Origin of the sequence: Flavobacterium chungangensis (assembly GCF_042654045.1) — a bacterium.
In the GTDB taxonomy this organism is placed as follows: Bacteria; Bacteroidota; Bacteroidia; order Flavobacteriales; family Flavobacteriaceae; genus Flavobacterium; species Flavobacterium chungangensis.
In genome coordinates, this window is the sequence record NZ_JBHSFY010000010.1 from 54,626 (window position 1) to 68,465 (window position 13,840).

Sequence of the window (13,840 nt, forward strand, 5' to 3'; positions counted from 1 at the left end):
TTTCGACTGAAGGGAGAAATCACATGCGTATGTCGACAAAGATTGGAAAAATACGTTGTGGAATTTCTAATGTGATTTCTCCTTTCAGTCGAAATGACAAAAATATGTGAGATTAAAAAAAATAAAAAATCTGCCAAATCAGCTAAATCTGCGAGAGTAAATTTTTCCCGCAGATTTTGCAGATAAAGCAGATCATCAAAAAACAAAGAATAATGTTTCCAAAAAAACACCTCTTTTTTGTCCTTCTTTTGGCGAGCTTCGTGTCTGCACAAGAAGTCCATAAAAAAGAATCTTTTCAGCCAACATTGGAATCCTCAAGACCTTGGGTATATTGGTATTGGATGAAATCGGCGTATTCTAAAGTCGGAATCACAGCCGATTTAGAAGCCATGAAACAAGCCGGAATTGCGGGAGCTTATTTAATGACGATAAAAGGACCAGCAAATCCGCCGTTGCTAGATCCACCGGTTTTACAGTTGACTCCTGAATTTTGGGATATGATTCATTGGGCTTTTAAAGAAGCAGATCGTTTAGATTTGAAATTGGCTTTTCATGGAGCAGACGGATTTGCCGTTGCAGGCGGGCCGTGGATTACCCCAGAAATGTCGATGCAGAAAGTAGTCTGGTCAACGACTGAAATTTTAGGTGGAAAAAAAGTTGCGTCGAAATTGCCAATTCCAGAACACTATAAAGATTATTATAGAGACATTGCCACTTTTGCGATTCCGATAAAAGAATATCAAATTACTTCGCAGATACAACTGCCAATAGTAACTACATCAAACAACACCGATGCATCGTTTTTGGCTGATCCTAAAAAAGATGAAAACTTCAAGTTTGCCGATGCAGGTTGGATTCAATACGAATTTGCCCAACCTTTTACCTGCAAATCTATTGTAATAGAAACCAAAGGAAGAGATTTTCAGGCACAGCGTCTGATTGTGGAAGTGAGTGATGATGGAATTCATTTTAGACTCCACGAAAGAATGATCGCACCACGTCACGGTTGGCAGGATATGGATTTTCCAAATACACACACCATTACGCCCGTTATGGCAAAATATTTCAGATTTGTGTATGATCCAAAAGGAACAGAACCCGGAGCTGAAGATTTGGATTTTGCCAAATGGAAACAGAATCTAAAAGTGAGTAAAATTACACTTTCAAATCAGTCCTTAATTAATAATTACGAGGGAAAATCAGGCGCAATTTGGCGTTTGACTCCGCAGACTACCGACAAAGAAATTCCAAACTCTGATACATTCAAAAAATCCGAAATTATCAATATCTCTAATTTTGTTGATGCCGATGGAAACTTAAAGTGGAAAGCGCCAAAAGGGAAATGGAAAATTATCCGAATGGGGCACACTTCTACAGGACATGAAAATGCAACAGGCGGAGCAGGAAAAGGACTGGAAGTAGACAAATTTAATCCAGAATTAATTCGTTTTCAGTTGGATCATTGGTTTGGAGAAGCTGTTCGTTCGGCTGGGCCAGAATTGGCTTCAAAAGTTCTGGAGATTCTTCATTTTGACAGCTGGGAATGTGGAAGCCAAAACTGGTCTTCGGTTTTTCAGGCTGAGTTTAAAAAGAGACGTGGTTATGATATTGTAGAATATCTGCCTGTAATGGCTGGAATTCCGATAGAAAATGCCGATTTTTCAGAGAAAGTTTTATACGATGTTCGAAAAACAATTGCCGATTTAGTAGCCGATAATTTCTACGGAACTGTCGCTCAAATTGCAAAAGAATATAACGTTAAGTTAAGTTCAGAAAATGTCGCGCCAACCATGATGAGTGATGCTTTGCTGCATTATAAATATGTCGATTATCCAGGTGGTGAATTTTGGCTGAAAAGCCCAACACACGACAAACCTTTTGATATGGTCGATGCCATTTCGGGCGGTCATATTTACGGAAAAGATATTATTCAAGCAGAATCTTTCACCGCTTTACGAATGGATTGGGACGAGCATCCCGGAAACTTAAAAACAACGGCAGATCGCAATTACGCTTTAGGAATCAACCGTTTATTCTATCACGTTTTTGTACATAATCCGTGGACGGACAGAAAACCGGGAATGACTTTAGACGATATTGGAACTTTTTTCCAACGAGACCAAACTTGGTGGAAACCCGGAAAAGCGTGGTTTGATTATTGTCAAAGAGTACAGTTTCAGTTGCAAAAAGGAAAACCAGTAATTGACTTGGCGGTTTTTATTGGCGAAGATTTTCCTTCCCGTTCTTTTGTGCCGGATCGTTTGGTGCCTTTTATTCCGAATGTTTTCGGAAATGAAAGATTGGAAAAAGAGAAAATCCGTTTAGAAAATGAAGGTCAGCCAACGGCTAAAATGCCAAAAGAAGTTACTTATTCTAAAAATATCAACGATTTATCACAGTGGATTAATCCGTTAAATGGTTATCAATATGATTCATTTAATGCCGATGTTTTGATTAACCGTGCGAAAGTGGTAAAAGGAAAAGTGACATTTGAAGGTGGAATTGAATACGGCGCTTTATTCTTTCCGGGAAGTCATAAAATGGCACCAAATAAAATGCTTTCTTTGGCTTCCGCCGAAAAAATCCTCCAATTAATAAAAGATGGAGCAACGATTTTTGTAGATGAAAAACCGAATCTTCAGCCAGGAATTCAATCAGAAGCCGATCAAAAGAAATGGCAGAATGTAATTGATGAAATCTGGAATAATGCCAATTCATCAACATGGAAAATTGGAAAAGGTACGGTTGTAAAATTGCCATATTTAGGAAATGATTTTGCTTCTATTGGAATTACTCAAGATGTTTATTTTCCAAATTTAAATCGAGCTGATTCAGAAACATTGGCTTGGGCGCATCGAAAATCAGAAAGTGAAGATTTATATTTCCTTTCGAATCAAAAGAATGAAAAAAGAGTATTTGATGCTTCTTTTAGAATAGCTGGGAAAGTTCCACAATGGTATAATCCTGTGACAGATCAAACTTCGACTGTAGCCAATTTGAAAATAGAAAATGGAAGAACAATTGTTTCTATAACTTTAGATTCAAACGAATCTGGTTTTGTGATTTTTAAAGAGGAAACCAATGAAGTTTTAGCAAAAGGAAAATCATCTGAATTTGAAAAAGTGCAGACTTTAGATGAAAACTGGGAATTACAATTTGATCCGAAATTTAAAGGTCCGAAAGAAGTCGTAAAAACAAACAAACTTTTTGACTGGAGCACTTCTGAAAATGATCAAATTAAGTATTATTCAGGAACTGTGATTTATAAAAAAGATTTCATCTGGAAAGGAAAAGATACTAATAAAATCTGGTTGGATTTAGGAGAAATTGCCAATATTGCCGAGATTAAAATCAACGGAAGAGATTGTGGAACGCTTTGGACTTTCCCTTTCAAAACTGATATTTCAAAAGCTTTGCAAAAAGGAAAAAATACAATAGAAATCAAAATCACAAATACTTGGGCTAATAGATTAATTGGTGATCAAAAATTACCAAAAGAAGAAAGATTAACGTGGACAACAGCGCCATTTCGATTAGAAGCAGAACCGTTGTTGAAAGCGGGATTATTTGGGCCGGTTAGTATTGTAAAAGAAAAATAAAAGTTAGCCACAGATTAAAGGATTAAAAGGATTGTTTAATCTGTGATAAAGAAAGAGTAAAATCAATTGCCTCCAGCTTTAGCTGAAGGGTTAGAAGAAGATAAGAATTGGGCTTTAGCCAAACTAATTATTTGGCTAAAGCCCTAGAAATGCAAATACTTTATGACCTCCAGCTAAAGCTGGAGGCAATTGAGAAGAAAAATATCAATAGATCAAAGAATTTCAAGAAATTAATAATCCTTTTTAATCCTTTAATCTGTGGCAAAAAAAACAAAAAAATGAAAAGATCAATTATTGCATTATTAACGATTTTAGCGAGTCTTCAAATCAATGCCAAAATTAAACTTCCGGCATTGTTTACAGATAATATGATGTTACAGCAAAAATCAAATGCACCCATTTGGGGCTGGGCAGAAAAGAACGCCAACATCGTAATCAAAACTTCGTGGGATTCTAAAACTTATAAAGTAAAAGCAGATGTTTCAGGTAAATGGAAAACAGAATTACAGACTTCTTCTTTTGGAGGCCCATATACGATTGAAGTTTCAGAAGGAAACGAAAAGATAACCATCAAAAATGTTTTATTGGGCGAAGTTTGGCTTTGCTCTGGACAATCCAATATGGAAATGCCATTGAAAGGATTTCAAGGTCAGCCAGTTAAAAATGGAAACGAAATCATCGTAAGATCAACCAATAAAAATATCCGTTTAATTACGATTCCAAGAGCAACAGTTTTAGAACCTTTGCAAGATTTTGAAGGAAAATGGGAAGAAGCTTCTCCAAAATCAACATCTAATTTTAGTGCCACGGCTTGGTATTTTGGTTCGCTTTTACAGGAAGTTTTAAATGTTCCGGTTGGATTGATTCATGTTTCATACGGAGGTTCGAGCATGGAAGCGTGGATGAACGCAGCAATGCTTAAAGATTTTGCAAGCGCTAAAATTCCGACTACAAAAGAAGAATTAGCAAAAGATCCAAATCGTGTTCCTACGACTTTGTTTAATGGAATGCTTTCGCCTGTAATTGGTTACGGAATAAAGGGTTGTATTTGGTATCAAGGAGAATCGAATTACGAAAGAGCTTCAGAATATACTGCTTTAATGAAGAAAATGGTTAGTAGTTGGAGAACATTGTGGAACCAGGGAGATTTTCCTTTCTATTTCGCTCAGATCGCACCTTTTAATTATGCTTCTTTTCATCCAAAAGATTATTTAGAAAAATACAATTCGGCTTATTTGAGAGAAGCGCAGTTTAAGGCTTCAAAAGAAATTCCGAATTCAGCAATGGCTGTTTTGATGGATGTTGGGGAAGAAAATAACATTCACCCAATGGATAAGGAAAAAGGAGGAAACCGTTTAGCTTTTCAAGCTTTGGCAAGAACTTATGGAATGGAAGGTTTTGAATTCGAAAGTCCGAAGTACAAATCGATGGAAATAAAAGATGGTGCCGTAACGGTTTCTTTTGATGATGTTGCTAACGGTATTACGTCTTATGACAAAGAGGTTTTAGGTTTTGAAATAGCAGGGGCAGACAAAGTTTTTTATCCCGCAAAAACGGTTGTAAGAAGAAAATCAGTTGTTCTAACTTCGGATAAAGTAAAAAATCCAGTTGCAGTTCGCTATTTATGGAAAGATTTCGCGAAAGCGGAATTGTTTAGTGCAGGCGGTTTGCCGGTTTCTTCGTTTAGAACGGATGAGTGGTAATTGTTAATTGTTAATTATGAGTTATGAGTTATGAGTTATGAGTTTGACGTCTAGTTTGTCATCCCGAGGGACGAGGGATCACACGCGTAAATCGACAAAGATTGAAGACATTCTGTGCGGAGTTTCTCGTGTGATTTCTCCTTTCAGTCGAAATGACAAAAAATGAGAATAAATCTGCTTAATCAGCTAAATCTGCGAGAGAAAATTAAAAAACAAATACCTACAAGGTTTTGTCCCGAAGCTTCGGGATTGCAGGAAAACGTAAAAAATGAAAAATAATATACTATTACTACTTCTCTTCACAACGCTTTGTATCAGAGCGCAAATCCCTTCGCTTGATAATTACAATCAAGTTTGGACAACACAAAGCAATAATTCATCAGAATCTATGCCTTTAGGAGGTGGTGATATTGGTATGAATGTTTGGGTAGAGAAAGGAGATTTGTATTTCTATTTCTCTAGAAGCGGGACTTTTGATGAGCATAATACATTATTAAAATTAGGACGGGTAAAAGTGACTTTAACACCAAATCCGTTTGAAGGGACAACAGGTTTTCGTCAGGAGTTAAAACTGAAAGACGGATATGTTTTAGTTGGCCAAAATGATACTAAGATTAAACTTTGGGTGGATGTTTTTAAACCAATTATTCATGTTGATTTAGAAAGTAAAAATCCGTTGAAAATGACAGCTTCTTATGAAAGTTGGCGTTATCAAAACCGTTATCCGAAAGGAAAAGAAAACAATGCTAATTCCTATAAATGGGCACCTCAGGGAGAACTTATTACGTATAAAGATTCTATTTCGTTTGAAAATAACGGAGTTAAATTCTATCATAGAAACAGAGAAAATACGGTTTTTGATGTAGCGGTTAAACAGCAGAAAATGGAATCGGTTAAAGCTCAAATGCTGAACCCGATCGCAAATCTGACGTTCGGTGGATTTATGAAAGGAGAGAATCTAAAACCAGATGGAACTTACTTAGGAAAATATCAGTCAACCGATTTTAAAGGTTTTAGTTTATCAAGTGTAAAACCATCCAAAAATCATTCTTTAGAAATTTATTTAAACACCAGTCAATCCGATTTTTCTACTTGGGATAATGGATTAAAAAGTTTTATTTCATCCAATAAAAACACTTCAAAACAAGCAGAAAAAAACACTCAAAAATGGTGGAATGATTTCTGGAACCGTAGTTTTATTTTTACTCAAAAAAATCAATCGATTGAGAAAGATTCAGTTTATCAAATCGGACAGAATTATCAGTTGTTCAGATACATGCTGGGATGCAATGCGTATGGAAAATATCCAACCAAATTCAACGGTGGACTTTTTACCGTTGATCCTTTTCATACCAATAAAGACCTGAATTTTACACCCGATTTCAGGAATTGGGGCGGAGGAACGATGACGGCACAAAACCAAAGATTGGTTTATTTTCCGATGGTAAAAAGCGGTGATTTTGATATGATGAAATCACAATTGGATTATTACGAAAGTCTTCAAAAAAATGCTGAATTGCGAAGTAAAGTGTATTGGAAACATAACGGAGCATCTTTCACAGAACAATTAGAAAACTTCGGACTTCCAAATCCAGCTGAATACGAATGGAAACGTCCCGCAGATTACGATCCGGGAATGGAATATAATGCGTGGCTCGAATACGAATGGGACACCGTTTTAGAGTTTTGCCAAATGATGTTACAGCAGAAAGAATATGCTGGAGAAGACATTCAAAAATACAATCAATTTATCATTAGCTGTCTTCGATTTTTCGATGAGCATTATCAATATTTAGCCAAACAGCGAGGCAGAAAAGCTTTAGATGGAAACGGAAAATTAGTTCTTTTTCCAGGTTCAGCTGCTGAAACTTATAAAATGACCAATAATTCGAATAGCACGATTTCAGCTTTACAGGTAATTACAGAAAATCTTTTAAACCTTTCTAGTAATCAATTGTCAAAAGAAGACGTTGAATATTTAAAAGCATTTCAAACGAGAATTCCGCCTTTAAATTTTGGACAGACAGAAAATCATAAAGTTTTGCTTCCTGCCAAAACATGGGAAAGAATTAATAATTCTGAAGTTCCGCAATTGTATCCTGTTTATCCGTGGGGAATTTATGGTGTTGGAAAACCTGATTTGGAAACGGCTTTAAATACATGGAAATACGATCCAGATGCTTTAAAATTCAGAAGTCATATTGGATGGAAACAGGATAATATTTTCTCGGCTCGTTTGGGTTTAACCGAACAAGCAGCAAAATATAATACGCTAAAAATGGCGAATTCAGAAAGACGTTTTCCAGCTTTTTGGGGACCAGGATTTGACTGGGTTCCAGATCATAATTGGGGCGGATCGGGAATGATTGGTATGCAGGAAATGCTTTTACAAGAAGCAAACGGGAAAATTTATCTTTTCCCAGCTTGGCCAAAAGAATGGAACGTCCATTTTAAATTGCATGCCAAACAAAACACAACAATTGAAGCCGAACTCATGAATGGAGAATTGAAGGTTTTAAAAGTAATTCCAGAAGAAAGAAAAAAAGACATTATAAATCTGTTAGGAAAATCTGAAGCAGAGAAAACAAAATTAAACTAACTATTGCCAACTATAATGATAAAGAAATTAATAAGTGCTGCGGTTTTGTCCATGCTTTTGACCACAAATGGACAAGCACAATCAGTTGCAAATACTGATAAACAAGTCGTAAAAGTGGACTTTGACTTTTTTCAAAGAAGACTAGAAGAAGTTCATGACCCAAGTTATGATTCGTGGGTAATTAATGAAGGAAAAGAAGCCGAAAAATCATTTAATAATGTGTCATTTAAATTAAAAGGAAACTTTACATCAAAATGGTATAAAGTGGGAATGAGTGCTCCACATTATAACAAATTGGGGAGTGACGGTCTGGTTACGGCTGAAAATTTAGAATTGAAAATTAGCGGATTAAAAGCAGGAAAGCATACTCTTTTGACTTTTCATAATGCCTTTGATGTGATTACAGGGAAAACTTTTTCTCCGATAAAAATCTATGTAAATGGAAAACTTCAGGAAACGGTAAATGCGAGTCAGAGAGCAAATGCAAAAGTAGATGCAGCAATGGCGTATATTAGTTTTAATGCTGAGAAAGGCAAAGATGTAGTCGTTCGCTTTGAAATTGATCCGACTTCTAATCCAGATGTTGTTAAGCAAATTGTGATTAATGGTTTCGAAATTGATACACCAAACTTGATGAATCAGGCCAGAACTCCTGAACCAAAAAATAGGGACGAACATGTTGAAGTAGGTAAAACTTTGACTCTAAAATGGGATGCGGTAAAAAATGTGGTGTCTCATAAATTGTATTTTGGAGAAGATAAAAATGCCGTAGAAAACGCAACAGAAGCTTCAAAAGAATTTAAAGGGAAACTGAATGAGAAATCGTATTCAGTTTCTGATTTATATAGCGGTACAACTTATTATTGGAGAGTAGATGAAGTCGATGCTAAAGGTGAAGTTACTCAAGGTAATGTTTGGTCGTTTAAACCTGCACAATTGGCATTTCCGGGAGCTGAAGGTTACGGACGTTATGCAGTTGGAGGACGCGGCGGAAAAGTAATTGAAGTGACTAATCTAAATGATGACGGACCAGGAAGTTTACGTGATGCGATCAATCAGGAAATCGGACCAAGAACGATTGTTTTTACTATTTCGGGAAATATAAAACTGGAATCTAGATTAGTGGCAAATCAGCCCTATATCACTATTGCGGGACAAACTGCTCCTGGTGAGGGAATTACGATTAGCAGAGCTCCAATAGGTTTGACAGGAAATGATGGTGTCATGAGATTTTTAAAAGTGCGTATCGGTGGAGGCAGAACATTCGACGGAATGGGATTAACGGGTGCAGATCACAGTATTATCGATCACTGCTCTATAAGCTGGACAATTGATGAATCGTTTAGTTCACGAGGAGCGCATCACATTACATTACAGAGAACTTTAATTTCTGAAGCGTTAAATGTTGCGGGACATGGTAAATATGAAGCTGGAAAAATGCACGGTTATGCAGCGACAATTGGCGGCGATATCGGAAGTTTTCATCATAACTTATTGGCTCACAATTATGGACGTAACTGGAGTATTGGCGGTGGTTTAAGTGGTGACGGATTCTACACTGGAAGATTGGATATTACAAATAATGTGGTGTACAATTGGGGAAAAAGAGCAACGGACGGCGGTGCAAACGAAGTTAATTTTGTAAATAATTACTATAAACCAGGTGCTTCAACTGCAATTTTTGTGGCGCTGAATGCACAGCATGAAGGGGTTGGAAAAGGTATGCAGCGTTATTATTTTGACGGAAATGTTATGCCGGGTTATTTTGACGAAAAGTCTCAGGATAAAGGAAGAAAATTTACTACAACAAATAAAGAGAAAGTGGAGTATGAAACTTTTGTTGACAAACCGTTTTTTCCTTCTTACGTAGAAACGCAATCAGCGAAAGCGGCTTATAAAAATGTACTTTCAGATGTTGGAGCGAATCAGCCGTTTTTTGATAAGCACGACAACCGAATTATTGGTGAAACTCTAAAAGGAACTTTCACCTACAAAGGCAGCAAAAGCGGTTTAGGAGGTATGATTGACAATGAACAAGATGCAGGCGGATGGCCAAATTTTGCTTCAGAAACTCGTCCTGCAGATTGGGACACAGATCATGACGGTTTACCAAACTGGTGGGAAAAAGCTTTTGGGTTAAACGAAAATTCGCCTGCTGGAGATTTCTCAGATGCAAATCAAGATACTGATAAAGATGGATTTACACAGTTGGATAATTATTTAGACTGGTTGGCTCAGCCTCATTATTTTGTGAATTCTGGGGAGAAAAAGACTTTAAGTGCTGTAGATTATTTCAAAGGTTATGAAAAGAAACCAGTTTATACTTTCTCTGATCTTAAAAATGGAAAAGTAGTTTTAAAAGGAAAAGAAATTCAGTTTACAACTGTTGAAAAAGGATTTGCTTCTTTCGTCCTAACGGTAAAAGATGCAGACGGAGATTCAATGAGCAGAACCATTAATTTCTTTATTAAATAAAAAAAAAGGTTTCACGCAGATTTTGCAGATTTAGGCAGATCTGTGCAGATTTTTTTAAAGAATAAAAATCAATAAGTATCTGCTAAAATCTGCAAAATCTGCGTGAAAAAAAACAGATTAGGAGATTATAATAGATTAAAAGAAAAAAATAAATCAGCGCAATCTGCTAAATCTGCGTGAAAAATTAAGCTCTCGCAGATTTAGCAGATCGAGCAGATAAAATTAATGTCAAAATGAAAAAGAACATCATCATATCATCTTTATTTCTTTCAACCGTAATCTTTGCGCAGAACAAAGGTTTGGTTGCAAATTCAGAAAGTCCTTATTCTAAACTGCAAAGCGTAGGTTTGCAAGATGTAAAATGGACAAACGGTTTCTGGAAAGAACAATTTGATGTAGAAACCAAAAACACATTGCCTTATATGTGGGATTTGTATCATAACGATGAAATTTCGCATGCTTATAAAAACTTCGAAATCGCAGCAGGTTTAAGCAAAGGAACTTTTAAAGGGCCTTCGTTTCATGATGGCGATTTCTACAAGATTTTTGAGGGAATGGCTGCAACTTATGCTGTTACAAAAGATAAAAAGCTAGATGCCGAAATGGATAAAGCTATTGCGCTTTTCGCGAAAGTACAGCGCAAAGACGGTTACATTCATACACCCGTTTTAATCGATGAACGCTGGGGAACTTTAGGTCCAGAAGAAGTGAAAAAACAATTAGGTTTTGAGAAATACAATATGGGACATTTAATGACTGCGGCTTGTATTCATTATCGTGCTACCGGAAAAACAAATTTCCTCAATATCGCAAAAGGAGTTGCCGATTTCTTGTATGATTTCTATAAAAAAGCTTCACCAGAATTAGCCCGAAATGCGATTTGTCCGTCTCATTATATGGGAATTGTCGAAATGTACAGAACAACTAAAAATCCGAAATATCTGGAATTAGCCAATAATCTAATTGATATTCGCGGAACTACAAATGACGGAACCGATGATAATCAGGACAGAGTTCCGTTTCGAGAGCAGACAACTGCAATGGGTCACGCCGTAAGAGCGAATTATCTTTATGCTGGAGTTGCCGATTTATATGCCGAAACGGGAGAAAAGAAATTACTAGATAATTTAGAATCTATTTGGGATGATGTAACCTATCGTAAAATGTATATTACTGGTGGTTGTGGATCTTTATATGATGGTGTTTCGCCAGACGGAACTTCTTATGATCCAACTGTAGTTCAGAAAATTCATCAGGCATACGGAAGACCTTTTCAATTGCCAAATGCAACGGCTCATACCGAAACCTGTGCTAATATTGGAAATGTGTTGTGGAATTGGAGAATGCTTCAAATTACGGGAGATGCCAAATATGCCGATATCGTTGAATTAGCATTGTACAACAGTGTACTTTCTGGGATGGATTTAGAAGGAGAAAAATTTCTTTATAATAATCCGCTGAATGTTTCTAACGATTTACCATTTCACCAAAGATGGGGAAATGAGCGTGAAGGTTATATTGCCTTATCAAACTGTTGTGCTCCAAACGTAACCAGAACAATTGCCGAAGTTGGAAACTATGCTTACAATATTTCGAAAGAAGGTTTGTATGTAAATTTATACGGAAGTAATTGGTTGAAGACAAAATCTTTAAATGGAGAAGAAATCGAAATCGAACAACAAACCAATTATCCATGGGACGGAAAAATAACGTTGAAAATTATAAAAGCTCCAAAAGATTTACAGACTTTCTTTTTAAGAATTCCAGGTTGGAGTCAGAATGCGGAAGTTTCGGTAAATAATGCAAAGATTACTGAAAAAATCGTTTCTGGAACTTACTTGAAATTAAATCAAAAATGGAAAAGAGGAGATGTAATCGAATTGAATCTTCCAATGCCGGTTGAATTGATGGAAGCTAATCCGTTGGTTGAAGAAGTTAAAAATCAGGTTGCTGTAAAAAGGGGACCTCTGGTGTATTGTTTAGAATCAGATCAGCTTCCTGCTAAAATAAGTGTAAATGATGTGGCTTTGAATTTGAAATCGAAATTTACGACTAACAATTTTATATTGAATAATCGAAATTTAATAAGCATTGATGCAGAAGCGGTTATAAATTCGAATAATTCATGGAATAAAACGTTGTACAAACCGCTTTCTTCTAAAAATGCAGATGCTGTACAAGTAAAATTGATTCCGTATTTTGCATGGGGAAATAAAGGAAAAGGTGAAATGACGGTTTGGATGTCGCATTAATTTTTGGACGCGGATGAAAGGGATTGCCCTTGGCAAAACGCGGATTTAAACGGATTTTTAATTTTTGTAAAAGATATTAATCGTTCAGTTTGTCATTCTGAGGAACGAAGAATCACACACGTAGCTCCACAAAGATTGGCGATTTAGATTGCGGAGTTTCTAGTGTGATCTTTCCTTCGTCAAGATGACAAAACAAAATGAATAAATAAATAGAAAAACATATGAAATACATCCTAACTCTATTTTTAATAACAACAATTTCCCTATCAGCCCAAACGATCGATAATAAATTAGCATTAACCGTTGCACAAGACGGTTCTGGAGATTTTAAAACCATTCAGGAAGCGTTGAATAATGTCAAAGACAATTCAGAAAAAAGAGTTGTAATTACTATAAAGCCTGGAAAGTATGTTGAGAAATTGGAAATTCCAGTTTCAAAACCCTTTATTACTTTAAAAGGTCTAGATAGAAATAAAACCATTATTTCATTTGATGATTATTCAGGGAAACCACTTCGAGAACCAGATCCGTCGGGTAAAAAAGAATTTGGAACAGGAACTTCGTATTCTTTCATGATCAAAGGAAATGATTGTACGCTTGAAAATCTTACTGTCGAGAACACAGCAGGAAGAGTAGGGCAAGCAGTGGCACTTCATATTAAGGGAGATAGAATTATTGTTAAAAATTGTAATCTTTTAGCCAATCAGGATACACTTTATTTGTCGGAAGGAAATACCCGAACTTATTTTGAAAACTGTTTTATTAATGGTACAACCGATTTTATCTTCGGTGCTGCTACGGCTTATTTTTATAAATGTACTATCGAAAGTTTAGTCAATTCCTATATTACAGCGGCTTCAACTCCGCAGGGGCAAGCTTACGGTTTTGTTTTTGTTGATTGTAAGCTTACCGCAAAAGACAAATCGGTAGATAAAGTATTTCTGGGAAGACCTTGGAGACCTTATGCACAGACTGTTTTCATTAATACTGATTTAGGTTCGCACATTATTCCAGAAGGTTGGAATGCTTGGATTGATACTCGATTTCCTGATAAAGATAAAACTGCTTATTATGCAGAATTTGGAAGTAAAGGTTCGAGTGCCAAAGAGTTGTTTCAGCGTGTTTCTTGGTCGCATCAGTTAAAAAAAGAGGATGTACAGAAATATAATATAGATTTAGTTTTTAACGGATGGAATCCAAAAAAATAAACTC

The 13,840-nt window shown here is 36.1% G+C and carries 6 protein-coding genes; all 6 read left to right on the top strand.

What is annotated here, in order from left to right:
- The first annotated feature begins 212 nt into the window (after positions 1-212).
- Entirely contained in the window at positions 213-3,599 is a 3,387-nt protein-coding gene (locus ACFO3N_RS16075; RefSeq protein WP_379799321.1) for a glycosyl hydrolase, read from the top strand.
- A 278-nt stretch (positions 3,600-3,877) separates the two neighbouring features.
- Positions 3,878-5,302, top strand: a complete 1,425-nt coding sequence (locus ACFO3N_RS16080; RefSeq protein ID WP_379799323.1) for a sialate O-acetylesterase — start codon at positions 3,878-3,880, stop codon at positions 5,300-5,302.
- Positions 5,303-5,570: 268 nt separating this feature from the next.
- A complete protein-coding gene (locus tag ACFO3N_RS16085; protein ID WP_379799325.1) occupies positions 5,571-7,901 on the top strand; it encodes a DUF5703 domain-containing protein in 2,331 nt (776 codons plus the stop codon).
- 15 nt (positions 7,902-7,916) lie between these two features.
- A complete protein-coding gene (locus ACFO3N_RS16090) occupies positions 7,917-10,376 on the top strand; it encodes a pectate lyase family protein (RefSeq protein ID WP_379799327.1) in 2,460 nt (819 codons plus the stop codon).
- Positions 10,377-10,609: 233 nt separating this feature from the next.
- Positions 10,610-12,628, top strand: a complete 2,019-nt coding sequence (locus ACFO3N_RS16095) for an aceric acid hydrolase (protein ID WP_379799329.1) — start codon at positions 10,610-10,612, stop codon at positions 12,626-12,628.
- Positions 12,629-12,849: 221 nt separating this feature from the next.
- Positions 12,850-13,836, top strand: a complete 987-nt coding sequence (locus tag ACFO3N_RS16100; protein WP_379799331.1) for a pectinesterase family protein — start codon at positions 12,850-12,852, stop codon at positions 13,834-13,836.
- The last annotated feature ends 4 nt before the right edge of the window (positions 13,837-13,840 follow it).